30 protein-coding genes and 1 pseudogene are annotated in these 23,419 nt (G+C 30.4%); 4 read left to right on the forward strand and 27 right to left on the reverse strand.

What is annotated here, in order from left to right:
• Position 1 precedes the first annotated feature (1 nt).
• Both BQ9840_RS04050 and BQ9840_RS04055 read left to right on the forward strand, forming a co-directional pair.
• The gene (locus BQ9840_RS04050; protein WP_077368338.1) at positions 2-490 is read left to right on the forward strand and encodes a hypothetical protein; all 489 of its coding nucleotides are present in this window, start codon (positions 2-4) and stop codon (positions 488-490) included.
• Positions 491-519: 29 nt separating this feature from the next.
• Positions 520-1,377, forward strand: coding sequence for a sensor histidine kinase (locus BQ9840_RS04055; protein WP_077368340.1), 858 nt, complete (start codon positions 520-522; stop codon positions 1,375-1,377).
• Positions 1,378-1,423: 46 nt separating this feature from the next.
• Here the strand turns inward: BQ9840_RS04055 and BQ9840_RS04060 are convergent, their stop codons facing one another.
• The gene (locus BQ9840_RS04060; RefSeq protein ID WP_077368342.1) at positions 1,424-1,576 is read right to left on the reverse strand and encodes an ABC transporter permease; all 153 of its coding nucleotides are present in this window, start codon (positions 1,574-1,576) and stop codon (positions 1,424-1,426) included.
• A gap of 157 nt (positions 1,577-1,733) precedes the next feature.
• Here BQ9840_RS04060 and BQ9840_RS04065 point away from each other — a divergent pair, with 157 nt between their 5' ends.
• Both BQ9840_RS04065 and BQ9840_RS04070 read left to right on the forward strand, forming a co-directional pair.
• A complete protein-coding gene (locus tag BQ9840_RS04065) occupies positions 1,734-2,606 on the forward strand; it encodes an alpha/beta fold hydrolase (protein WP_077368344.1) in 873 nt (290 codons plus the stop codon).
• A gap of 15 nt (positions 2,607-2,621) precedes the next feature.
• Positions 2,622-3,377, forward strand: coding sequence for a creatininase (locus tag BQ9840_RS04070; RefSeq protein ID WP_077368346.1), 756 nt, complete (start codon positions 2,622-2,624; stop codon positions 3,375-3,377).
• A gap of 119 nt (positions 3,378-3,496) precedes the next feature.
• On the opposite strand, the gene BQ9840_RS04075 is transcribed toward BQ9840_RS04070, so the two are convergent.
• From BQ9840_RS04075 to BQ9840_RS04180, 26 genes and pseudogenes are all read right to left on the reverse strand, one after another.
• Positions 3,497-3,889, reverse strand: coding sequence for a hypothetical protein (locus BQ9840_RS04075; RefSeq protein ID WP_077368348.1), 393 nt, complete (start codon positions 3,887-3,889; stop codon positions 3,497-3,499).
• A gap of 16 nt (positions 3,890-3,905) precedes the next feature.
• Complete coding sequence (locus tag BQ9840_RS04080; protein WP_077368350.1) at positions 3,906-4,706, reverse strand: J domain-containing protein; 801 nt, start codon at positions 4,704-4,706, stop codon at positions 3,906-3,908.
• Between the two features lie 145 nt (positions 4,707-4,851).
• The gene (locus BQ9840_RS04085) at positions 4,852-5,757 is read right to left on the reverse strand and encodes a DMT family transporter (RefSeq protein ID WP_077368352.1); all 906 of its coding nucleotides are present in this window, start codon (positions 5,755-5,757) and stop codon (positions 4,852-4,854) included.
• Positions 5,758-6,111: 354 nt separating this feature from the next.
• Positions 6,112-6,942, reverse strand: a complete 831-nt coding sequence (locus tag BQ9840_RS04090; RefSeq protein WP_077368354.1) for a TIGR03943 family putative permease subunit — start codon at positions 6,940-6,942, stop codon at positions 6,112-6,114.
• A 239-nt stretch (positions 6,943-7,181) separates the two neighbouring features.
• Positions 7,182-7,556, reverse strand: a complete 375-nt coding sequence (locus BQ9840_RS12680) for a zinc ribbon domain-containing protein (RefSeq protein WP_200804866.1) — start codon at positions 7,554-7,556, stop codon at positions 7,182-7,184.
• 25 nt (positions 7,557-7,581) lie between these two features.
• Positions 7,582-8,499, reverse strand: coding sequence for an RNA-guided endonuclease InsQ/TnpB family protein (locus BQ9840_RS04095; RefSeq protein WP_200804867.1), 918 nt, complete (start codon positions 8,497-8,499; stop codon positions 7,582-7,584).
• A 13-nt stretch (positions 8,500-8,512) separates the two neighbouring features.
• Positions 8,513-8,608, reverse strand: a complete 96-nt coding sequence (locus tag BQ9840_RS04100; RefSeq protein WP_077368356.1) for a MerR family DNA-binding transcriptional regulator — start codon at positions 8,606-8,608, stop codon at positions 8,513-8,515.
• 46 nt (positions 8,609-8,654) lie between these two features.
• Positions 8,655-9,902: a permease gene (locus tag BQ9840_RS04105; RefSeq protein WP_077368358.1), complete on the reverse strand. Its 1,248-nt coding sequence runs from the start codon at positions 9,900-9,902 to the stop codon at positions 8,655-8,657.
• Positions 9,903-9,919: 17 nt separating this feature from the next.
• Complete coding sequence (locus BQ9840_RS12930; protein ID WP_255371022.1) at positions 9,920-10,051, reverse strand: hypothetical protein; 132 nt, start codon at positions 10,049-10,051, stop codon at positions 9,920-9,922.
• Between the two features lie 358 nt (positions 10,052-10,409).
• Complete coding sequence (locus BQ9840_RS04110) at positions 10,410-10,838, reverse strand: CPBP family intramembrane glutamic endopeptidase (protein ID WP_077368360.1); 429 nt, start codon at positions 10,836-10,838, stop codon at positions 10,410-10,412.
• Between the two features lie 268 nt (positions 10,839-11,106).
• Positions 11,107-11,763 (reverse strand): hypothetical protein, encoded by a 657-nt coding sequence (locus BQ9840_RS04115; protein WP_077368362.1) that lies wholly within the window; start codon positions 11,761-11,763, stop codon positions 11,107-11,109.
• 208 nt (positions 11,764-11,971) lie between these two features.
• Positions 11,972-13,423: a sensor histidine kinase gene (locus BQ9840_RS04120; RefSeq protein ID WP_077368364.1), complete on the reverse strand. Its 1,452-nt coding sequence runs from the start codon at positions 13,421-13,423 to the stop codon at positions 11,972-11,974.
• 9 nt (positions 13,424-13,432) lie between these two features.
• Positions 13,433-14,122, reverse strand: coding sequence for a response regulator transcription factor (locus BQ9840_RS04125; protein WP_077368366.1), 690 nt, complete (start codon positions 14,120-14,122; stop codon positions 13,433-13,435).
• Between the two features lie 685 nt (positions 14,123-14,807).
• Positions 14,808-15,089: a type II toxin-antitoxin system YafQ family toxin gene (locus tag BQ9840_RS04130; protein WP_077368368.1), complete on the reverse strand. Its 282-nt coding sequence runs from the start codon at positions 15,087-15,089 to the stop codon at positions 14,808-14,810.
• Positions 15,086-15,358, reverse strand: coding sequence for a type II toxin-antitoxin system RelB/DinJ family antitoxin (locus tag BQ9840_RS04135; RefSeq protein ID WP_077368370.1), 273 nt, complete (start codon positions 15,356-15,358; stop codon positions 15,086-15,088). The genes BQ9840_RS04130 and BQ9840_RS04135 overlap by 4 nt, the downstream gene beginning before the upstream one ends.
• A 259-nt stretch (positions 15,359-15,617) precedes the next feature.
• Positions 15,618-16,736: a restriction endonuclease subunit S gene (locus tag BQ9840_RS04140; protein ID WP_369800216.1), complete on the reverse strand. Its 1,119-nt coding sequence runs from the start codon at positions 16,734-16,736 to the stop codon at positions 15,618-15,620.
• Positions 16,733-17,467 (reverse strand): SAM-dependent DNA methyltransferase, encoded by a 735-nt coding sequence (locus BQ9840_RS12685; RefSeq protein WP_200804869.1) that lies wholly within the window; start codon positions 17,465-17,467, stop codon positions 16,733-16,735. Before BQ9840_RS12685 ends, BQ9840_RS04140 begins: the two co-directional genes overlap by 4 nt.
• The gene (locus BQ9840_RS12690; RefSeq protein WP_200804870.1) at positions 17,421-18,557 is read right to left on the reverse strand and encodes a VRR-NUC domain-containing protein; all 1,137 of its coding nucleotides are present in this window, start codon (positions 18,555-18,557) and stop codon (positions 17,421-17,423) included. The genes BQ9840_RS12685 and BQ9840_RS12690 overlap by 47 nt, the downstream gene beginning before the upstream one ends.
• 2 nt (positions 18,558-18,559) lie before the next feature.
• Entirely contained in the window at positions 18,560-18,784 is a 225-nt protein-coding gene (locus BQ9840_RS04150; RefSeq protein ID WP_077368372.1) for a helix-turn-helix domain-containing protein, read from the reverse strand.
• A gap of 222 nt (positions 18,785-19,006) precedes the next feature.
• Positions 19,007-19,834 (reverse strand): CPBP family intramembrane glutamic endopeptidase, encoded by an 828-nt coding sequence (locus tag BQ9840_RS04155; protein ID WP_077368374.1) that lies wholly within the window; start codon positions 19,832-19,834, stop codon positions 19,007-19,009.
• A gap of 11 nt (positions 19,835-19,845) precedes the next feature.
• A complete protein-coding gene (locus BQ9840_RS04160; protein ID WP_159436073.1) occupies positions 19,846-20,421 on the reverse strand; it encodes a TlpA family protein disulfide reductase in 576 nt (191 codons plus the stop codon).
• Between the two features lie 32 nt (positions 20,422-20,453).
• A complete protein-coding gene (locus BQ9840_RS04165; RefSeq protein WP_369800169.1) occupies positions 20,454-21,365 on the reverse strand; it encodes a 4Fe-4S binding protein in 912 nt (303 codons plus the stop codon).
• Positions 21,358-21,504, reverse strand: a complete 147-nt coding sequence (locus tag BQ9840_RS12695) for a CD1871A family CXXC motif-containing protein (protein WP_200804871.1) — start codon at positions 21,502-21,504, stop codon at positions 21,358-21,360. Before BQ9840_RS12695 ends, BQ9840_RS04165 begins: the two co-directional genes overlap by 8 nt.
• A gap of 111 nt (positions 21,505-21,615) precedes the next feature.
• The gene (locus tag BQ9840_RS04170; protein WP_077368378.1) at positions 21,616-22,749 is read right to left on the reverse strand and encodes a sensor histidine kinase; all 1,134 of its coding nucleotides are present in this window, start codon (positions 22,747-22,749) and stop codon (positions 21,616-21,618) included.
• Positions 22,739-22,933, reverse strand: a complete 195-nt coding sequence (locus tag BQ9840_RS04175) for a winged helix-turn-helix domain-containing protein (RefSeq protein ID WP_077368380.1) — start codon at positions 22,931-22,933, stop codon at positions 22,739-22,741. Before BQ9840_RS04175 ends, BQ9840_RS04170 begins: the two co-directional genes overlap by 11 nt.
• 35 nt (positions 22,934-22,968) lie before the next feature.
• A pseudogene (locus BQ9840_RS04180) lies at positions 22,969-23,229 on the reverse strand (ABC transporter ATP-binding protein); the annotation flags it as partial.
• Between the last annotated feature and the right edge of the window lie 190 nt (positions 23,230-23,419).

Below are 23,419 nucleotides of genomic sequence, written 5' to 3' on the forward strand. Positions count from 1 at the left end.
TTTGCAATCTACAAGTACATTTATCAAACGCAAACTTCTTCAATTTATTGTTGCATTGGTACTCCTTCTTCTTATTAACCTTTTAGCATTTACTATCATCGGATATCAATCTGTAAAGAGAAACGCTGGATTAGTAAAACCAAATGATGTCGCTAATCAACTCATAAATGAGATAAATAATGGCAAAGAAGAAATTAATATAAATAATACCATTTTACATACCTTAAAAGATAACCATATATGGACAATGCTAATAGATGAACAATCAGGGAATATAGCATGGAATATAGACCTCCCATCAGAAATTCCTCATTCTTTTTCTAGAAGTGATATTGCACTTTTTACTCGGTACTATTTAAAAGACTATCCAATATTTACTTATGTTACAGAAAAAGGAGTTTTGGTCTTGGGATTTCCAAAGAATAGCTATGCTAAATATCCTGCTAACTATTATGACATCAAGGGAATGAGGGCTCTACAAAATATATAGCTTTATATATTTTACTTAATATAGGAATATTGTTCGCTTTTTACTGGTTTTCTAAGGGTAAATTACTTAGAGATATTCTTCCTATTACAAAAGCAATTTGCGACTTGCCAAAAGGAAAAGAAATAAAACTAGAAGGTAATGGTGAATTGTCTTATATTCAGATGGCACTAAATGATACTTCAGAAAAGCTTAAAGCTCAAGATTCTATGCGTGCTAATTGGATTGCTGAGGTAAGTCATGATATTAGAACACCGCTATCTTTGGTATTAGGATATGCAGATCAATTATCCAAAAGTGCTACACTAAACGAAGAAGAAAAAAAACATCTTCAAAAGATCATCTCAGGTAGTGAAACCATTCGAAGTTTGATTGAGGATTTAAATTTGACATCAAGATTAGAATATAACCTTACTAAAATTGATAATGAACCTATTGATATGGTTAAACTACTTCGAAATATTATTGTAGATTTTATAAATCAAGGTGATTACGAAAAATATTCTTTCGATTTTCATATTGAACCAAATAATAAATTTATACTAAAAGGTAATGCAGGTCTTCTTGAAAGAGCTTTTCGAAATTTAATCTTGAATTCTATAAAACATAATCCCAATGGATGTGATATATATATTCATGTTGTATCTTATGCTAAAAGAATGGTAATCACAGTAAAAGATAATGGGAAAGGCTGCTCAGAAGAAAAAATAAATGCTCTAAACAAACCAACGCAAATACAAATTGAAAAAAGAAAGAATCAAGATAGTTACCATGGATTGGGACTATTAATTGTAAAACAAGTGGTAGAATTGCATAATGGAGAGGTTATGTTTTATAGTGGAGATACAATGGGTTTTCAAACTGAGATACACTTTCCTATACAAAAATAAAATTAACCAGCCCGCTAATAATGTGAGCTGGTTTCCTCTTTATATCCTATATTAAATTTTGCTCTGCATTCCACATATCAAAATATTTTCCTTTGTTGTTTAAAAGTTCTTCATGGGTTCCTTGTTCTGATACTTTTCCGTTTGAAATAACAATTATATTGTCTGATTTCTGAACTATAGATAGTGTATGAGCAACCATAACAACAGCCTAAGGCTAAGGTCAAGGGAAATAATTTAATAGTGTCTTTTCATATTTGACACTAAATTGATTTGATTATACTATTATGATAGTTGTTAAACATTTCTATATTTAACTATGCCTTTAGAGATTTTAATTAAAGAAAGGGTAGATTAATATGTATAGTATTTCTAGGGAAAATGTAGTTTTTGAAAGGAAAAATGAAAACATCTTATATTTTAATAGTCCATATCCTTCTGGTGATAAATATGTTGATAAGGGAAAAGCCCTATTATTTGAAGGGCATGGAAAGGAAGGTATAGTATTTGTACATGGTTTAGGTAGTAGAAATTTTGACTATTTAAAATACTATCCTGAAAATTTAGCCCACTACAACTATACGACAATAATGCCTGTCCTACCATATCATTTTGAAAGGATGCCTAAAGATAAAAAAATAGACTTTCTTTCTGGAACTTCAAGTGATATTGAAAAAAGATTTTATCAATCAGTTACTGATATACTATCTTGTGTTGATTATTTAGAAAATATCGGTATGGAGAAAATACATATTATGGGCTTTAGCTTTGGAGGTATGATAGGAACCATATCTAAAGCTTTAGATAATAGATTAGATAAAGCCATATTTATAGTTTCTGGAGGTAACTTTTTATACATTACATGGAAAAGCGTTGCAACTAAGGTACTTAGAGTTCGCTATGAAGATAAGGGTAGTTGCAATATAGAAAGATGCCATAAAATACATGAAAATTTTGATGAACAAGCTAAAAAATTTAGTAGCATAGATGATTTAAATAGTCTACCTAACTGTTTTAGATATGACCCATCATTGTTTGCGAAAATGATAAATCAAGATAAAGTTTTAATGATAAATGCAGCCTTTGATCCATTTATACCTAGAAAATCTTCTAAGGATTTGTGGACCAAAATGGGAAAGCCTAAAAGATATATACTTCCTTCAGGCCATTTGACATCACATTTATGGTTTAAAAAGTTTATTTTGAAGAAATCAGTAAAATTTTTGAAATGAAAAGGAGAGGTTATTATGTATGAAAATCTAAAAATGGAAAACATGACATGGCAAGAATTTGCAAAGAAAAAAGATGATGTAATCATATTACCTATAGGTGCTACAGAACAACACGGTCCTCATCTACCTACCTGTGTAGATGCAGTACTTGCAAGAGAATTCGCTTATCGTGTAGCTGAAAAAATAAATGGCGTAGTTGCTCCAACTCTTTCCTATGGATATAAATCTAAACCATTAAGTGGTGGTGGACCATTATTCCCAGGAACTATTGATTTAAATGGAGCTACATTACAAGCTTTAGTAATGGATATAATCGATGAATTTGTTCGTGATGGTTTTACAAAAATATTTATTTTAAGTGCTCATTTTGAAAATGAACCATTTATTATAGAAGCTATGGATTTATGTTCTACAAAATATGGTGATAAAGTAAAGATTCTTCTTACAAACTGGTGGGATCCCATGTCACCTGATGTAATTGATAAGGTATTTGATGAAGTTCCTTTCCCAGGTTGGGCTCTAGAACACGCTGCTGTTACAGAAACTTCATTAATGATGTATTTTGCTCCAGAACTTGTTAGAGAAGACAAAATATTAGATACTGAAAATGCTAGTCCAGCAACTTATTATAGATATCCTATAGAAAAAAATATAGTTCCTGAAACAGGAATACTTGCATCAGCTAAATCATCTTCAGCTGCAAGAGGAAAAATAATTGTTGATGACGTTGTACCAAACATAGTCAAAATAGTTGAAGAAGCTTTTAAGTAAAACTATCATATACCAAATACATCCAAATTATTATGGATGTATTTGGTATATCTATGGACTTGACTAATATATATCTTTATAAAATGAGTGTATAATTAAATACACCATCCCATTAGTTCTTAAGACTTCTTTATCATTACAGTTTTACATTTAGGGCAAGTAATAGAAATTTTACCTTTGCCTCTTGGTACACGAAGGACTTGTTTACAATTAGAACATTTATAATACTTATAATATTTCAAATCCTTTATTCGCTGAATTCTATTGTTTACTTTCCTCTTTATAGGATTCCATGTATTTAGAAATTTCATGTTTTCCTGATACCTAGCTGATATATTTTTAGAAAACATTCTGTATATAAGTATTCCTAAAGCTACTATACCAAATACGTACAATATTCTATTATTTAAAATTCTTGCCACAATAGATATAATAAAATAAATTCCTAGAATAACCCATGATAATTGATCCGCTCCATAACGACCCGTCATAAATCTTTTTAACCAATTCACAAATAAACCCCTCTTTCTAAATCATATTCTTATACCTCTCTATATTACCATCACTTAAAAACTCATAAGCATTATTTATCTGTTGGAACATCTCTGTTGCATTTGGTGATTTATTTAAATCTGGATGATACTCTTTTGCTTTTTTTCTATATGCCAATTTTATTTGGTACTTATCTGCATCATATCCAACGCCTAATAAATCACAACTTTTTTCATATTTACTTTTAAACTCAGCTGTTGGGTTTACATAAGTCTGATTACCATACCCAGTATTTTGACCATACCATTCATAGTTGCTATGTCCACTATTTCCCCTTTGATAATTTTGATATTCGTTCCATTGTCTAAATCTTTCTTCCCATTCTTTTTGTTGCTCTTCTTGTCTTCGTTGTTGTTCTTTTCTTTTTCTCTCATATTCCATTTTTTTGTATTTATCTTTGTATCCATCAAATGATCTAAATTGATAACTTATTCCGTCTATAAGAAAATAAGCACGATCAAAAAGATACTCAGTTATGATATACTTTATATATTTTAAATAAGATACAAATTTAGTTCCCAGTATTGGAAATATAACAAAAAATAGTATAGTCAAAAGTACAGCTGGATGTAACAGCAATGCAAATCCTAAAGGTCCAGCTAACATAAAGACTATTAAACAACCTCCCATGCCTATCAAGGCAACAAATCCTTTTGCTATACCTCCTACAACAGTTACTATGGTCTCAATTGTTTTAATTAAAACATCCAATATTATTGATATCAATTTAGCTATAGCATACAAAGCCTTTCCAGCTATCTTTTTAAATATATTCATGTATTTTATACTCCTCTTATTTTTCTAAAACTATTTTTGTATATATTTATAGATTATATCACAATTTTAAATTAATATATAGAAAAATAAACCTGTATATAACAGGTCATGTTTTTCATTTCCTTATATATAAAGGTTTTCATAGCTATTCATAAAATCCCAATATAAACACACCTATACTTATCATTATAATAGTAAAATATTGCCCTTTTGTTAGCTTTTCTTTTAAATAAATCCTTCCAAATATAACTGCTACTATACTGTCAACTGACATAAGTGGTGCTGCAACTACCGAATTGGAATTTAGAGCATAAACATAAAAAAATTGACCTGCTGTTTCAAATAGTCCACCATAAATATTGTATTTCTCATCTATTAACTTATATCCTTGTTTTTTAATTACTATTATATAAAATAATGATATTATGGCCAAAATTAAAAACGTCAATTCAAAAGAAATCAATGCTTCCTCTGGTGTGAAATGTTTACTTAAGTATACATCGTCTAAAAATGTACCTACTCCATCTAAAAGGGCATAAGTAATAGGAAATAATAGCGCTACTGCTCCCATTTTATTTTTTTTATTTATTTGTTCAGAGTTATTTAAGTTTTCTCTTTCTGATTCTTTTTTTTCTAAAATAGCTAATAAAATTAAACCTAATGTAATTAAACTTACCGCAAAAAATTGTAAATTAGACATAGTTTTCCCTAATACCTTAAAGGATAATATACCTGCTATTGCACCTGAAGTACTAGCAACGGGTGATCCTACGGATATTAATAAATATCTATAGCCATAAAAATCTATAGCCATGGACAATATGTATAAAAATGATACTGGAAAATAGCTGATTATATTTTTAATATCATACTGCCAACCTAATTTTATTAGTTCTATTACTGCATGAAGTCCCATCATTAGACCAATCATTATCAATATTCTTAAATGACTGTATCTATCATTAGGGTCTGTCCCCTTTTTAAAAAACACATCAGATAATCCCCAACAAAATGTTGCAAAGATCGCTAATGTAAACCATGTAAATTCCATTATATTCCTCCTATGCTCTTTTTTAAATTGCAAATTATATTATATAACAAGTACTTTAAGTATCAAGCTTAATTTTCAAGTCAAGTTATTTACATAATTTCAAATATTCCCAGCTTTTAATTACTATTTAACTTAAAAAGAATCCTTTTAGGCAATTTTTTTGTATTGGAGATAATTCCCTGGAAATTAAACTTACAAACAGTGAAGCAGAAAACCTTAATTATCCAACCATATTAGTGGGAAACTAAACGTCTGTGCCACTTACATTTTCACAAGCTAACAATCTTCATACTCTTAAACATTATCTATGCAATAAAAAGTTTCTGTATTAATGTATTTCAATTCATAACCAGATTAAAAAGGATATACATAATCAAACTCTGGTTTTTCTGTATTTTCAACTTTATCTGCTTCAATAACGGGTATAACATTCCCATTGAATTCGCCCTTTGCAATAGTACCATGCACTCTTATCCAAGTATCTACCTTTAGCTCCGCTGCCTTATCATATCTACACAGAAATCCTATTGGCTGCATATCAGCAGCACAACAAACCATCATCATTCTTGCAGATACAAATTCATTGCCTTCAAATTGCTCATCTTTGAATACAAAACCACTAACCTGAATCTTCTTTCCAATGTATTTTTCTATATTATCATATATTTCCTGTATCCATCTTACATAATTGTCATTATCCATTATTATGGTTTCATCAATTAATTGAAGTTCATTTCTATTTGACTCAATAATATTCTTATTTTCCGCATCTGAATATTCATCTATATAAATATCCTCCTTATATTCATCCTCTTCTGAATACTCAGTTTTTATCTCAGGGTTATCTACGTTTCCTGAATTTCCTTGTAACTTTAAGTCTCCATAAGATATATAATCTGACTTAAAGCTCTGAGTTGGCAGCAGAAATGCCATTATAAGTGGCAAAACAAAAAATAGAAGTGGTATTGAACTTACTTTAATTCTTTGTGGTTTAAACACCTTAGGGATAAAAAAAAGAGATATCAATACCATAGCAATTACTGCAAATTTTATAAATGGCACATTTCTCGGATGTACATATTTTAAGACCTGTCCAGATTGTATTGTTAAAAAGAAGAACAATGAAAAACCCAACAATATGATAACTTTAAAAGCAGCATCAATATTATAGTTTCTTGTTTTCATAATACCTCCACCTTACATTAATAAAAATGTTAGGAAATAAAGCGACACAAACGATAAGATAGTAATAACTAGTACCAATTTAATAACAAACGTCTTTCTAAAGCTTGAAAATAACATAATAAGATTCTTAATATCCATCATAGGTCCAAATATAAGGAACCGTTCTACAAAACCTACTCAAATATATCAAAATATATTTATACAAATAGATTTTGCTCAAGAAGTATCACCTTCTCGATTTAATTCATCCATATATTAGATTTCTCTAACGTATGGCCAGTAAATAGAATTTTACTTTTTTTAAAATTCCATTTAGCTGTATATGTTGAGTTGTATAAATCCCAATCAACATAGTCCGAACCAGACAATAATTTATCTTTTTTAGCTATATTAACACTACTGTTTATATCTCTTGATAATTTAGTTTTACATTTTTGACATGTAAATTCTCTTATCTGTGGATCTTTCTTTTCTTTATTTCCACATATACAACAATTTTTAGTTGTATCTTTTTCGTCTACTTTTGAATAGTGTTTACCGCTTCTTTCCATTACCCATTTTAGTATGTTTCTAAATTCTCCTATTATTTCTTGATTTAACATGCTTCTATGCATATTATCATAAGTTGCAGTATTAAGACTAGGTATAGTCTCCTATTGCTACATAGTCATAGTTTTTTGCTATCCAATTAGCAATGCTATAACAACTTGACTTTATTTGTTCTCGTCTCTTGTGGTAAGCATTGTCTAATGCATTGTTTAGCTTTGTCCATCTTTTGCTTGGTAGGTAATAGATTCTCCCTGTTTCTGTTTCTATTAGTTTTGATTTTCTGCTGCATAAATCTCTCTTTGATTTTATTTCATCTATTACCTTGTCCCAATATTTTGTTTGTGGCAGTTTTTCAAATTCATAACTTACTCCAGTATTGTCTATGGCTACAAAGAAGTTTTTATGATTTTGGTCTATTGCTATCCATTTGTTTGTTTCTTTTTTGTCTATGTCTTTTCTTTCTATACAAAATATTGCATAGAATTTGTTGCCTTGTTGTTTGCATAATCTGAAGTTTTTTATTTTGTCTGTGTTTCTTAAATTTAAATTTTCTTTTAGTTTTCCTATTACTTTTATTCTTTTATTTTCTTTATTTATTCCTAAGGTTATTTGTAAATTTTTGTTTTCTATTAGTTTAAAGCCTTTGTTTGGTTCATCATAATATAGTGAAAACCAATGTTTTTTCCATGATTTGAATTTAGGATATCCTGTTTCATTGTTGAAAAATTTTTTGTATGTTTCTTTCAGTCTTATTGCTGTGTTTTTGAGTGGTGATGAATGTACTGAGTTCAAAAAAATAAACTCTTGTTTTAGTATTGGAACTTGATTTCTTAAGTTCCTTCCTGTCAAGAGTTTTTTGTCATTATTATTTTCTTTATAATCTTTTATTGTCATTTCCAAAAGATAATTGTATAGCCAATTACATATTTTAGATTGTCCATCTAGAATTAACTCATCTTGTTTTGTAAAGATAACTTCTATTTTTCTATTGAATATCATTACATTCATTCACCGCCTTCGGCTATTTGAATAGTTCATCTTCCCATCTTCTTAGAGTTGATTTTGCAACTCCTAAATATTCACTTGCTTCTTTTATAGTAAGTTTTATGATAATCACCCCTTACTATAAAGTATAATATAAATTTATTTAATATGCAATGTTTTTAAGTAATTTTAATTAGTTTTAAGTATACTGTTTTAATCCCCATAATTGGCCCAGTTGAAACCCTATCCCAGAAACTTCGTGCAATAAAAGCATCTGAAGTAGAACATACAGAAAACAAAAAAGCTGTTGCCATCATCACAACAAGAGCCAATCCATCTCTTGCCAATAACTCAGAAAAAATATCTTTTGGAACTATAGTTTGTATAAAGCTTGTTAAAAATATTCCTAAAACTAGATACTTACCTGCACTAAAGAACTCCTCGCCAGCATGCAAAAACATAATTCGTATCTTTTCACCAATCCCTTGCTTACGTTTCGCTTCCATATTGCAATATATGCAATCACATGTAAATTTACCTGTTTCATCAAGTAGAGCAGTTTTTGTCTCTGGAAAAAACATTAATGTAAGACCTACCGCAAGAGCAATAATAAGACCAAAATATATCCTGTAGAATGCTATTTCTGGTCGTCCTGGAAAAGCATATAATGTTGATGCTATAACAATAGGATTTATAATAGGTGCAGATAACATAAATGTCACTGCAACAGGTAATGCCACTCCTTTTTTAATCAGACGCACCGTTACTGGTACAATTGCACATTCACATATAGGAAATAAAATACCTCCAAACATTGCAGTTAAAAACCCCAGTCCAAATTTTTTAGGAAAAATCTTTACAATAGTTTCATTGGAAATAAAAACCTGTATAAAAGATGATACAAACATTCCAACTAACATAAAAGGAAGGGCCTGTATTAACATACCTATAAATATCATATTAAATGCTTCAAATCTCGAAAAATCTATATCAATTGCATTAACTTTAACAGCTCTAATCACGGAAAAAATTAAATATGCAATTACAAACATAAAAAACATACTAAGAAAAACATCTGATAGCTTTACACTAAAATTAGAGCTATAAATAGAAGCAGCCGAAACATCAGGTTTAGGACTTTTCAAGAATTTATCATCATATAAAGCTACCTCAAATATATCTGCTTTCCTATTAATTTCTCTTATACTTTTTTCCAGCTTTTTCAACTTTTCCTCTTGATTATCAGTTATCTTGTTTAAAACAATTCGGTCCGCTAAAGTAATTTGATTTCTCAATATTCTTCCAAGATTATTCATATAAACTTCAAAGGTTAAAGCATCCACTAAACATACGATATTTCCAATGAAACACTTTTTTCTCACTGAATGCTTTTCAAATAAAGTTAAAACTTTTTCAATTTCAATCATTCCATTATACTCAATAATTATTTTATCTGGAAAATATTTTTCAATAATTCCTTCAAAATAATTGGCATCAAAACATTTACAATCGGTTTTTCTTTAGTACCTTTGTTAGTATCTGTAGTAGTTTCTTTATTTGCACAACCTACCATCATAGACAACATTAAAACAACTATTATCAATACTACAATACTTGAGAACTTGTTTTTTCATTCTGCACTCCCCTTATCATTGTTTATTGCAAATGCTAATCATTCGCATTTACAATATTGATTGTGTTAAATTAGAAATGAAATGTCAAGTATTGTATAAATTGGATTCTACCTCAATTTATTTTTCTATATCATTGTATTCATACAATTCAACTATTAAATTCACCTATAAATTTAATAATCTTTTAAAATCCTATGTAATTAGTGTCAAACAAAACGTCCCTATGCAGCTTTCTGCTCGACTTAACATATATTAAAGTAATCAAAAAAATAGCAAATCATTTTATGACTTGCTATTTATTCAAACTGTTTTTATTACTTTATGCATTACAAAGAGCATTGGAAATATCATAACCACACAGAACAAATTAAGATTATCTGCAAAAGATGAATTGCTTATGGCTGGTGGTAATAATGTAGCGTAAACACCTTGTACTAAAACTTCATGCCACATGCCAAATGCAATACCCGAAATGATAATCGCTAGCAAAGCTTTTGAAAAACTTCTCTCTAAGCAATTAAATATTAAACCTCTAAACACTAGTTCCTCTATAATTGGACCAACTACACAAGCAGCTAGGAATAACCAGATATATGCTCCCTGTTCAATTGAAGAGCTTACACTGTTGTAAGCTTCCATACTCTGTCCAATGAAATTAATTTTTGATAGGACATCATCAACAAAAATTAACCATATCATCGCTAGACCTGCAACTCCAGTTCCTATCACAAAAGATAAAACTATACCTTTACCTTTATTGACTTTGATTTTAGGTGCATTTTTTTGTCTAACAAAGATGGATTGGTTGCTCTTGCACAGGAAAGTTTCAATCTTGATCCTTTTTCAAGTAATCTATTTGTTTATAAAAAGAGGATGTATGCTTCTACGAACCTAAAATCATATTAACACACATCCTCAATTTTTTAATATTTATATGATTTTAAAATTCTCTGCTAAATAACTAGTTTTTGTTATCAAAGTAATACTGTATTATATTCTATTTACCGTCCATATTTTTATGAATCTTTTGCCAAATGTCACTATTCTTTTGATAAATGGCTTCAAGCTTTGCATACTCTGCATCAATCTGTTTGCTCAAAGTAGCTGTTGCTTTTTCTACCTTATCGTAATATTTTTGGATTTCAGCATCAATTTCATCTAAGCGTTTAGCATCATTTTTCAAAATTTCTTTTTCACTCTTTGTAAGTACTTTTGATGTCTTGATACGCTCTGTATTGCTAGGAAGTTTATCATATGAGGTTTCTGGAACTTCAGAATCTAACTTCATCCACAAAGTCATATTTGCCCATACAATTGAATCATATTCTTTAAGTATTTCGCTTGCGTCTTTCATAATATTGTCACTTATTTTTCGAATTTCTTTTTCAAGACTGTCAATTTTATTGTAATACGGTTTAACAGCATTTTTCTCATCAATCAACCTTTGTTTTTCACTTTGACTCAAGAAATTCATTTCTCCGAAACGTTTTGTAATGTTAGGTTGATTAGAAGTATCTATGGCCTGAATAGATACTATTTCTTTGGAATTCATATCTTTTAACATACTTGCTTCACTTTTAATACTAGGTCCTCCAATTACTGTCGCCACAGTCAGCATACCTGTTATTAGAATTTTTGCTTTTTGATTTAACATTTTGTTTAACATCTCCTCTTAATTTTATTTTAGGTGGTTTTATATTGTTAAGAATTCTGTCTTAACTTACCATCTGTATTTATTATAAACAAAACATTTGGGAAAAATATCCTTAAAACTGTATCAAGTTTGTGGCAGATATGTGGCAAAATTGTATTAAGTAAATTTGTATAATTGTATGGTTTTCTCCTAAATCTATAATACATAGCTAAGCGAAGTTCTTCCGTTTATATTTTGGAATACTAACAACAAATTTTGTATTACCTTTTTGAGAAATTACATCAATATTTCCTCCGTGTTCATTTATTATCTCGTTAGTAATCGATAATCCTATTCCAAAGTTTCCGTCCTTGCCCTTATAAAATCGTTCAAAAATATGTGGCAAATCTTTATTAGATATTCCATTTCCATCATCAATAATTGATATAACAATATTCTTTTCTTTACCTTCACAAATAATTTTAATTGTTGTTTTTGCATAACGTGCAGCATTGGAAAGAATATTTAAAAAAGCTCTCTCCAAACGTTGTTCATCTCCAAATATATATGCATTATCTTCAAGAAAAACATGTTCAATATTCAGGTTTCTTTTATCAGCATTACCTTTAATTCTCCAAGAGCAGTCGTATATCAACTCTTTTAGTTCAATTATTTCTTGATTCATTTTTCTATGATCCATATCCATTCTGGATAAAAATAAGATTTCATCCACTAGAGATGACATTTTTTTACTTTCATTAATTATGATACTTGCTGATTTTTTATTATCCTTGATGACACCTGATTCAATGGCTTCTGCATATCCTTGTATTGACATCAGAGGAGTACGTAATTCATGTGATGCATTTTGAAAAAACTGTTTTTGACTTTCTTCAGCTTGGTCTATCATTTTTGACATTTTTTGTACTGTTTTTGCAACATCGTTAAATTCTCTGTAATCTAATACATCTAGTTCTTCTAAAACCTTACGCTCGCCTACGTCTATAATATATTTTTTTAACTTATTGAAAGAATTATCAATTTTTTTTGTCATTCGTAAGATAACAAAGATTGAAACAATTCCTGACAAGATCATTAGTAAACCCAATATTTTGTGTATTAAGTCAGCGAAATTTTGCATTGGTGTTATATTGGCATATACAATTACAGTAAAGTCCTTTGCTGCATGAGAAGTATCCTTTAAAACACAATATCCATCAGACTTTCCGTGATAAACTTTGGATTTGATGTAAAAAGTATTACAATCATGCTTTAACATAATTGCTTGATCCTTACTAATAATATTGCGATTCTCTCTGAAGTATTTTGCAATTACTTGTATTCTTTCTTGTTCCAATTCTGAATATAATTGATCATTTGGTATTAGAGCATTGTAGTTCTCATCAAGTATAACATAGTACACTGTAATGAAAAACTCCGCATCATTTTTGTCATTTCCATCCTTTTGATGATTGTTTAAGTAATTAGTCCCATGGTAATATATGTCATAGAATTCAAACTCTCTATTGATTTCTTTGGCAGTTAGCTTCTCTATATGTTGATGAATGAGAATATTAAATGTTGCTAATATTAAACAAAATGCTATAAGTATTACACTGGATGGGATTAAAAATAGACTTAACTTTAATTTTTTTACTTTTTTTCTTCGTTTTATTTTCATTATTATCGCCTAATCTTTCAGATTTAACTTAAATCCAAATCCCCAAACTGTCTCAATGGATACATTGCTATTATGAGTAAGTATTTTTTTTCGCAACCTTTTTATTGTATCATCGGTAACTCTTGTTTCTACAAAACTATCATAACCCCATATTACATTGAGCAATTCTTCACGAGAAATTGCTTTGTCCTTATTTTCAATCAAATAACTTAGTAGTGAATACTCTGTATTAGTAAGTTTTAGTTCTTCATTTTTACAATATGCTGTTTTTTGCATTGGATATAACACAATATCACCAAAATTCAGTTTGTCATTTGTTGTTTTTTCTTTCTCTTTTGATATTCGTTTGAAAATTGCTTTAACTCTCATGGTCAATTTAGTGGGAGAAAAAGGCTTGGCAAAATAATCATCGCAACCCAATGTAAAACCTGTAACATAATCCGCATCAGTTCCACGAGCAGTAAGCAAAATAATCGGGACATCTGACTTCTTACGAATGGATGAACAAATGCTAAATCCATCTGTTCCCGGCATCATGACATCCAATATAACTAAATCAGCAGGTGTCTCTTCAAACTCACAGAGTAGTGCATCTCCAGTCTCAAATAGCCTGACCATAAAGCCCTCATCTTCTAAAAAAGATTGTATTAATTCTCTTATATTCTTTTCATCATCAGCTACATAAATTAAATAACTCATATATCATTTTTAACCTCCCTTGATTTTGCAATTTTTAGGCAGATAATATTCTTAACAATCGCATTTTTTTATCAATACAAAACTTTATTCTATTCATTTAATTGTATAATAATATAATTATGATTTCAAATATTGCCTTTGGTTAAATAATGATATTGTTCTTTTATAAAAAGCTTTTGCTTTTTTATAACCCTTATTTAGCATCTTCTGGTAGTGTATCAATTTCATTTTCTAGGTAAATAAACGGAAAATATTCTATGTAATATGCTGTGATTACACAGCACTATCCATTTCTTTTAAAACCTCATCTCCGTATTTTTCCACCACACTTATCAGTATATTAATGAAAGTCTCATATTCTTTAGATTGTAAATAGGTGGTTTCTTTGTTAGAGGCAGATTCTTTTATTTAGGAATTGTAAAACTGCCAAACTTTTTGCGAAATTTCATAAAAAATACCTCAAAGCAGATGATCTAATTTTAATTAATTAGACTGCCTACTTTTGAGGCATCATATCAATTTCTGATTCACTGTTATTTTAATCTATGGCTATCGTTTAATTGCTACATACTATTTATAAATTCTCTGACATAATTTTTATAATTTAATCCACAAGTATATACAATAAAAGTTTTTTGATTTTCTGAAAAATTAACTTTTTTAGCAAAATTTATTAATTCATTATTCATTTTTTGAACAATTCTGAGTGTGAACCCAATCTATAAAGCATAAGCACAAGTACATCGTTTCTGTATTCATATACTAAAAGCCAATTAGGTTCTATATGACATTCCCTCGTTCCTTTGTAATTTCCTGATAAGTCATGATCTCTATACTTTGCTTCAAGGTTTTTACCTTGTGCAAGTAAACCTATGACTTCAAATAATTTATATAACTCTTTATTTTGCTTTTTTGCAAGTTTAAGGTCTTTTTTAAATTGAGTTGTAAATTTTATTTCGTACTTCATACTTCCAACGCTTTCTTCAAATCGTCTATATTTGAATATCCTTTGACAGTATCATCATATGCAATTTTTCTTCCTTCTTCAATCGCTCTTATAGTAAGGCTATTAGGAGTATCTAATTTTAAAGCAAAAGGAATACCATTTTCTCTAATTGTTGTTCTTAAAAATATATTGATAGCTGTTGTCATATTAAGTCCCAACTCAGAGAATATCCTTTCAGCTTGGTCTTTAATCTCTTTATCCGTTCTAATATTTAAATTTGTTGTTGTCATAATTTTAGCCTCCATTCTTATCTATATTATATTCATATTTTCGTTTAATGTCAACACATTGTCATTATTTTTGTTTTGAATTATTAATTTCTTATCCACGAATTCAATTTTGTTATTCCTTCTTTTATTTCTTTAACTAAATTATTATATTTTATTATCTCTCTATTGATATTTCCTTTTTCATTTTTCCTCCTTCAACTATTATACGGAATATGGACTAGATTTATATCCTAATTTACTTCTAATTGCTTAGGGTTATTTATCTATTTACAACTACTTTTGTGGCTTCAATTTTTTTATCTGCCCATTCAACTACGTCTTTTATAACTAGTTTTTTTGTTGCCATTATTATTTCTTCCATAAATACCTCATCTATTTTCCCATAGTTATTTACTGGAGCTTTTATTTTTTGACTCTTTATTGCCTTTTCATTAAAACTATTTCTCCCCCAACTAAAAGAACTGAAAGATTTTCTCATACAAGAAATTAGAAACAAAGCTTTATTTTCATTAAAAGATTTAATTTTTGAGTTTAATATCTTTATTTTATCACCTGTGAAATATGGCTTTTTTTGGTAAAACACTGTAGCTGTGTCTTGTCCAAAAGATATTGTGTTTCCTTCATTAAGATATTTATTGTCTTCTTGCAAATAGCCCTTAACTCCATTGTTGAAAGCTGTCCTTACTATATATGGATGCCCGCTTTCATAAATTTCTACTTTATTTGCATCAAATCTCTTTTTATATGAATTAACTTCAAATAATTCTTCTACTGCATACTCTTTCCAATCCAACTTTTCAAATTGTTCAATTGCCTTTTCTTCTTCCCCCGTTAGTTTATAATCTTTTAAGCCTGTAACAGTTAAATAAGCTTCCAGCTCGGCGACACGCTGAGCTTCCAGCTCGGCGACAAAACTTTCCATAAATTCAAAATCTATTTTTCCGTTTTTGGTTGGTAGCTTAAATTTAACTTTTTTTGCAATACTCCAATGTCTAGAATACCCTTTGTTAGGTATACACTTAGCCCACGCTGAAATTATGAATAACAAGTGATTTAAGTTATATTCTTGTAGAGGTTTAAGAACTTTAACATTGTCCATTACAGAAAAATTAGTTTTTGAAATATTAAAAGTTCTCGTGTGGTCACCAAATATTATATAAATTGGATTTTTTTCTTCAACAATATAACTTGGCTTAAGTGTTGTATAACCCATAATTCCATTGTTATCAGAAATCGAAGAATATACCGCAGTATCTCCTATTCCATCTAAATCTGTTTTTGTTAATTTAACACTTGTTGGTAATATTCTAAATAGCTGATTATATGTATATTCGCCCCACTGAACGTGTTCAAGCTTCTCATTCAGTAGGGCATCTATTTTCCCAGGTTATCATTCTCCTTGCTTGAATTTTGAATTAGGTTTGATACTTCCCACGCTAAATAATCAGCTACTGTTTTCTTAAAATCTTCTAACCTTGGCTTGATATCTATTGGTGCCGATTGATTCCAGTCTGCTCCATTTTTAGGATCTATTGTCCCCTCATAGTATTCTTTTTCTGTAAATATATTTAGTTTGGATTTACCAAAACGAACTAAGTCTACTACTTCTTGATATCTTTCCTTCGCCCTATCTGTATCTACAAGATTATTACTTGCTTTTTTTCGATTAGTTCTTGTATATCCATCATTTGAAAAATCTATGAATTTAACTATTTGATCCTTGTGATGTGGCTCGCCTACCCTAAATACATAAATGTTTGTTTGTACACTTGATTTCCCAATGAATAAGTCAACGGGCATTTTTATACTTGCAAGTAATGTGGAATGCTCTAGTATTCTTTTGTTATATTCAATTGCTTTTCCTGAACCCGCTGAGTTTTGAATGATGATAGCTCCATAACCTTTATCCATCATAGACAATGCTTTTTCTACAAATATCATTCCATTTCCCTCTGCTGAATAAGGTGGATTTAAAATAAATGATGTAGCAGGAAACTTTTCATTTTTTTGGTTAAAACTATACATTCCATCAAAATCAGTCAATGAGTTTTTATTTAAGATGTTAGAAGACCCATCTCCCATCATAATCATATTTAAAATTGCTAACATATAGACACTTGACTACATCGTTAAGTTTGTCTTGTGTGAATCCTAACCATGAATACATCTCATTAAACAATTTGCCTGTAAAATCTGTAGTTAACCCTATTTTATAATAAATTCCTAAATCGTCTACTATTTTTACAAAAACCCTTTTTAGTTGACTTTCTCCATTTACTGGTTTGTTTATATTTTCAGTTGTGAGTGTGTTTTGCAAAGTTCTTACAATTAAGTCTTTTTTAGCTTTAGGTAGATTTTTCTCTTCTAAAAAAGAATTTATCTTTCTAAGTATAATATCTCCATCTGTATTGCCTATTTCTATTGATGACTTTAAATCTTCTTTTTCAAGTGGTGTAACTTTTCCTGGAACACCTAGTGTAGCCATAATAGATGCTGCAACAAGATATACCCTATCGTTTTCACTAAGTCCTTTTTCTTCTTTATAGATATCATTATTCAACTTAACTAAACTTGCATTAATTTCTTTCTCTTTTTGTTCTCTAATTCTGTCTAGTTCTTCTTGAGATAATGATAGCTCTTTTAGTTTACTTGTAAAATTATCAAAGTTCTCTTTTTTTAAAAAAGATAAGTCTGTGTATTCACCGACTTCTTGTCCAATACCTAAGTTTTCTTTAGATACATGATATACACCTATTGAATGATGTAATTTCCCCACACCATCTTTATAGCCAGTTATACCGATAGCTATAACTTCTGTATAGCTCGTATAGTGCAATATAGCATTTGCATAATGTATTGCACCATTTACTGCATAGGAATTTATATTCTTATAGTTTGGTTCATTTTTTGCATTTGTGTTTTCAACTTGATTGTTAGAGTCAAGTTTCACTAACTTATCTTTATATCCTTTATATTCAATTAGAACTGGATAATAGTTAAGATTGCTATCTTGAATTAATAGTTTGACATCTGGGCGGTTTCCACCACTTCCACCACTCTTTGATTCATATTCGCTTAAAGCCTTATCTATTTCACTATTTAAGCTTTCCTGTTCTAACTTATAATCTAATTTATAATCTTTTAGCCAACCATTCACCAAATCAGCAATATTTGGTTCAACAGACTGTATCTTTGCCATATCTATATCTCCTTATCCATTCCATATTTATAGTCAAAACTAATCACATCATTTGGTGTGCAATCTAAAGCTTTACATATCTTTTCTAAGTTTTTCATTGAAATATATTCATTTTTTCCCATATTTGCTAATAGATTAGAAGAAATACCCACATATCCTTGAAAATCTGTTTTTTTCATATCTCTTTTAGCAAGTTCTATCCATAATGGTCTATAAGAAACTCCCATACTATCCCTCCTATGTTTGATACTTCATTATATCATGAACCTTGCTAATTCGAAACATTTTCTTTTGCATTCCAAATTTAATTCAATTTTCTTACTTGATTTCCTTCTCTGTTTTAGTATTAATTGATACACACCTTGGGATTTTTGCCAAATCTTCTAACAAAAGCACCAACCTATTGTGAAAATAAGTCAGTGCTATGGACAATACTATTTTCTAAAGCATTAAAATTGCTTTGGTACAGTTTGCTGGATATCTTCTGTTCTTCGCAACATCTTATACAGGAAATAGCCCATAGGAACAATCATAATTACTACGACAATGTTAATTATCATTTCTCCAATACCTTCTGGTATCATGCCTGATATGGCAGACATTAAGTTAATAGCCATGTGACACAGAATGGGATATAGAATATTACGTGTCTTTTCATATATAATAGCTGCAACTAATCCAAACACAAAAGTGTAAACTGATTGGACAAAAATCATATGGCACAAACCAAACAGTAAAGCGGAAACAATTATTGGAAACCAGCCTTTTTTTATTTTTTCCAAAGAACGAAATATTACTCCACGAAAAGCCAGTTCCTCCAAAGTAGGACCCAAAATTACGAAAAGTAAAATGATGATTGCTGGATTTAAGCCCCTCATTGCATATTCAGCTTTTGCTAAAATACTCATACTTTCTGAAAATGAAGGAATCTTTTCTGCAAATGTCAGCCACAAGAAAGAGATGCCTGCTACGCCTAATCCCATAACAATCGATTGTCCAACATATTTCGGTATCAGTCCAATACTGTTTTCCTGTTTTTCTTTCCCAAATACCATCTGGTAAATACCAAAGTATATACCAAGCATTATAGTATTTACAACAATTTCTATCCAAATATCTTGCTGCATTAAGATCTGTGGTGAAATTTTAAGCACATCCATTAGCAAAGCATAGGTTCCCATTAGTAGTAGGTTTTCAAGAAATAAACTGCTAATCACCATTAGAATAATTAAAAGAATATATCCAATTATCTTTCCTGTTTTAGCATTTGTTTTCATACTATGCCTCCTTACTGCTTGTCATTTTCAATGATTTTATCAATACGATTGTTCAAATCATCAATTTGTTTTTGATTGTCAATAGAACCAACAATTGGTTCCCCGATAATATTGCCTTCTCTGTCAATCAAAAGTGTAGTTGGAAAAGCAAAGATATTGTTCAAATAATTGTCAATTTCTTCGCCATGTTCCATAATCAAATTAGGGTAGGTAATATTATTATCTTTTAGGATTTTTTCTGCCTGTGAATAAATGGTTTTATCCATACTTACATCATCTATACACACACCAACTAAAGCGACACCTTTTTCTTTAAGTTCTTTGCTTAATGTCTCAAGCTGTGGCATTTCACTTACGCAAGCCTGACATCCTGTAAACCATAGATTTAATACCGTAACAGGATTGTCCTTGAACATATCCTGTGTAAACTGATTACCTTGAAAATCTGTTGCATTAAAATTGGGAAATATACTTGTATTTGATGATTGGTTTTTAACGTTATCCTTTTGACTTCCACATGCTGTTAGTGATCCAATAATCATGATTGCCATTATAATAATCAAGAGTTTTTTTAATATGTTTTTCATTTTATTCACCTTTCCTTTCATTGATATGTTTTTTATGCTTGTTCTTTTTGTTTAGTTTTAAATTTGTCGCCATGAGATAAAGATGTAAAAATCGCACCAGTTGGACACGATTTTATACATTCTCCACAGCGAATACACTCTAATGAATCTTTACATTTTGTAATATCTACATCCATTTTACAGACTCTACTACACTTACCGCATGAGATGCAGGAATTTTTATCAACATGATATTTGTAAAAAGATATCTTGTTAAAAAGAGAGTAAAATGCACCTAGAGGACAAATCCATTTACAAAACGGGCGATAGAAAATAATGGACAGCCCAGAAATAGAAATCAATATAAAAGACTTCCATGTAAACAACTTTCCTAAGGTGTTTCGAATTGTAGGATTGGTAAGTGCCAAAGGAATACCACCCTCCAATATGCCCTGTGGACAAATATACTTACAAAAATAAGGAGGTGCTATTCCTGAATTATCAACTAAAAATACTCCCATAAGCCATACGACCACAATCAATATGACATACTTCAAATACCGAAGAACTTTTAGTTTTTTGGTACTAAACTTTTTAGTAGGAATCTTATAGAGCAAATCCTGAAACCACCCGAACGGACAGAAGAACCCACAAATCAATCTGCCGACCAAGACCCCAAACAGGATCAAAATTCCCGTAATATAATAGGCGAAGTTAAATTTTGAGGAACCTACTACTGCCTGAAAAGAACCAATAGGGCATGAACCGGTAGCTCCTGGACAGGAATAACAGTTTAGTCCTGGCACACACATTTTTTTACCACTGCCCGTATAAATCTTCCCGCTCATAAAATTAGGAAGATGTATATTGGTAAATAATGTTGCAAAAGCCTGAACCCAGCTACGCCTTGCTCTCAGATGAGAGAATATATTCTTTTCTTTAATTATTTTAAATGGCTTACCCAATTCCGACACACTCCAAACAAATACGTATAGCCTTGGAGAATACTGTGCTCACTTCGCCCCTATAAGCCCCATATACAATAAAACTAAAAGCCAGTATAAGAACTCCAAATCTTATTTCTTTTTTCTTTTTTTCATCCATGCTATCACCTCATATGCTTAGTTTAACAAACAGGGTATAAAGTTTGTGTTAAGAAAGATTTTTCTATAAAAAAACTTGCCAATAAAGGCAAGCTATCTTGAAATTCGATTTTTATTTCTTGAATGCAACTTGAAATATGCTTCCTTGAGGGATATTGTCTGATACCGAAATGCTTCCACCCAATCTTGAAATTATATTTTGCACCAAAGCTAGCCCGATACCATAGCCTCCTGTAACTCTGCTTCTTGATTCCTCAATGCGATAAAACAAATCAAAAATATGCTTCTTTTTTTCATCTGAAATCCCAATCCCAGTATCAGCAACTTGAATTACTACTTCCGATTCGGATTCAGATAACGATACCTCAACAGAGCCACCCTCCACATTATACTTGATAGCGTTATCTATCAAATTTAGCAATGTCCTTTCCAGAAGCATATCATCTGTCAAAACTTCAACATCTTCACCTTTAATTGTCATACTAATTTCTTTTTCTTTTGCCTTATCTTCTACATCAAGCAGTATTTCCTCTAAAAGTGATCGTACATTTACCTGTGAATATTGGGGCTGGGCATCTCTGCTCAAAAACAAAATACCCTCTACCAACTCTGATAGTCGGGTCACATTGTTTTCCATGGTGGAAATAAAGTCTTCAATTTCTGTATCCTTCAGGCTCTGCTTTTTCTTGAAAACATCAATTTTTGTACGGAGTACTGCTAACGGAGTACGAAGTTCATGAGCAACATTTGCGCTGAATTGTTTTTGCTTTTCGTAGCTTTCATAGATCTTATTCAGTGCTGCGTCAAAGCTCTTGGAAAGCTCCTCCAATTCATATCCGCCTTTAGACATTACGATTTCATTACGCAGGCTCTCCACATTATCAATATCAATTAGAGAAACTTTTTCTGTCAGAACCTTCAAAGGCTTAATTACATGCATGATAATAAGGAAAAATGCCAACAAGCCAAGCAGGATAGTTGCAATCATCACAGAAAAAGAATACATTTGAAATTCAGTGGTTGACTTGAGCTGAGCATTATCCACAATCAGAAGCAAAATGTCATTTTCTTGTGAGTCCACAAGCACATTTTCTAATTCCTCTCCCATTTCATTCATTAACGTCTCTTGTCGTTTGCTGATAGCAAAGTTTGAGAGTATTGTCATGGCAATAAAAATCAGTATTACAGATATTAAAAGCTTGAACACGATTGACTTTTGAAAAGGAAATGTTTTTTTACTCTTCACTAATCAAATACCCCTTTCCAATTACATTAGTAATCATATTTCTACCTGTGCTCTCTTTTAGCTTTTTCCGCAGGGCTGACATATGAACACGAACAGCATTGCTGAAACTGTCCGCTTCACTATCCCAAACATGCTCAAATAATTCTTCTTGAGTGACATACTGTCCGGAATGCAACAGTTTCAATAGATTTTAATCTGTGAGATATGATGATTACAGTTTTGTCTTTCTCCACCTGAAAGTTCTGCTCCGTTTTCCCAAATAAAGGTGTTGTAACCCTTTTCAAGTTTTTCTATAAATTCTTTACAATTACCAAGGCGTGCAGCCTCTTTCACATCTTCATCTGTTGCATCTTTTTTTACCAACCCTTATATTTTCTAAGACAGAATTATTAAATAAAATCACATCTTGAAAAACAATAGATATTTTTTCAAAAAACATTTGGTAGATATATCTTTAATGTCCTTGTCATCAATGGTGAGTTAGGCAAAGAGTATCTCAAAGACTATCTCAACGCAAGTATAGTTGAAATGGATGTTCACCAGATAAAATTCTCTAAACCCTTTGATGTTATTTTGTGCCTGCAAAACGGATTGTCTGCCATGGGTGCTTTAAGGCGACGATCCATTCGCCCGAGGATTTGAAAAAATTGGCGAAGAGTCGGGATACCCC

This window comes from Anaerosalibacter sp. Marseille-P3206, from assembly GCF_900155565.1.
Taxonomy (GTDB): Bacteria; Bacillota; Clostridia; order Tissierellales; family Sporanaerobacteraceae; genus FUHM01.

What these genes read in the sequence shown, in the direction of transcription:
- BQ9840_RS04120 (WP_077368364.1), bottom strand. Translation starts at nt 13,423, where the DNA reads ATGAAAATAAAACGAAGAAAAAAAGTAAAAAAATTAAAGTTAAGTCTA.
- BQ9840_RS04160 (WP_159436073.1), bottom strand. Translation starts at nt 20,421, where the DNA reads ATGAAAAACATATTAAAAAAACTCTTGATTATTATAATGGCAATCATG.
- BQ9840_RS04155 (WP_077368374.1), bottom strand. Translation starts at nt 19,834, where the DNA reads ATGAAAACAAATGCTAAAACAGGAAAGATAATTGGATATATTCTTTTA.
- BQ9840_RS04125 (WP_077368366.1), bottom strand. Translation starts at nt 14,122, where the DNA reads ATGAGTTATTTAATTTATGTAGCTGATGATGAAAAGAATATAAGAGAA.
- BQ9840_RS12695 (WP_200804871.1), bottom strand. Translation starts at nt 21,504, where the DNA reads ATGGATGAAAAAAAGAAAAAAGAAATAAGATTTGGAGTTCTTATACTG.
- BQ9840_RS04060 (WP_077368342.1), bottom strand. Translation starts at nt 1,576, where the DNA reads ATGGTTGCTCATACACTATCTATAGTTCAGAAATCAGACAATATAATT.
- BQ9840_RS12690 (WP_200804870.1), bottom strand. Translation starts at nt 18,557, where the DNA reads ATGGCAAAGATACAGTCTGTTGAACCAAATATTGCTGATTTGGTGAAT.
- BQ9840_RS12680 (WP_200804866.1), bottom strand. Translation starts at nt 7,556, where the DNA reads ATGCATAGAAGCATGTTAAATCAAGAAATAATAGGAGAATTTAGAAAC.
- BQ9840_RS04070 (WP_077368346.1), top strand. Translation starts at nt 2,622, where the DNA reads ATGTATGAAAATCTAAAAATGGAAAACATGACATGGCAAGAATTTGCA.
- BQ9840_RS04065 (WP_077368344.1), top strand. Translation starts at nt 1,734, where the DNA reads ATGTATAGTATTTCTAGGGAAAATGTAGTTTTTGAAAGGAAAAATGAA.
- BQ9840_RS04090 (WP_077368354.1), bottom strand. Translation starts at nt 6,942, where the DNA reads ATGAAAACAAGAAACTATAATATTGATGCTGCTTTTAAAGTTATCATA.
- BQ9840_RS04130 (WP_077368368.1), bottom strand. Translation starts at nt 15,089, where the DNA reads ATGAAGTACGAAATAAAATTTACAACTCAATTTAAAAAAGACCTTAAA.
- BQ9840_RS04150 (WP_077368372.1), bottom strand. Translation starts at nt 18,784, where the DNA reads ATGGGAGTTTCTTATAGACCATTATGGATAGAACTTGCTAAAAGAGAT.
- BQ9840_RS04115 (WP_077368362.1), bottom strand. Translation starts at nt 11,763, where the DNA reads ATGTTAAATCAAAAAGCAAAAATTCTAATAACAGGTATGCTGACTGTG.
- BQ9840_RS04080 (WP_077368350.1), bottom strand. Translation starts at nt 4,706, where the DNA reads ATGAATATATTTAAAAAGATAGCTGGAAAGGCTTTGTATGCTATAGCT.
- BQ9840_RS04135 (WP_077368370.1), bottom strand. Translation starts at nt 15,358, where the DNA reads ATGACAACAACAAATTTAAATATTAGAACGGATAAAGAGATTAAAGAC.
- BQ9840_RS04105 (WP_077368358.1), bottom strand. Translation starts at nt 9,902, where the DNA reads ATGATTGAAATTGAAAAAGTTTTAACTTTATTTGAAAAGCATTCAGTG.
- BQ9840_RS04085 (WP_077368352.1), bottom strand. Translation starts at nt 5,757, where the DNA reads ATGGAATTTACATGGTTTACATTAGCGATCTTTGCAACATTTTGTTGG.
- BQ9840_RS12685 (WP_200804869.1), bottom strand. Translation starts at nt 17,467, where the DNA reads ATGTTAGCAATTTTAAATATGATTATGATGGGAGATGGGTCTTCTAAC.
- BQ9840_RS12930 (WP_255371022.1), bottom strand. Translation starts at nt 10,051, where the DNA reads ATGATGGTAGGTTGTGCAAATAAAGAAACTACTACAGATACTAACAAA.
- BQ9840_RS04095 (WP_200804867.1), bottom strand. Translation starts at nt 8,499, where the DNA reads ATGAATGTAATGATATTCAATAGAAAAATAGAAGTTATCTTTACAAAA.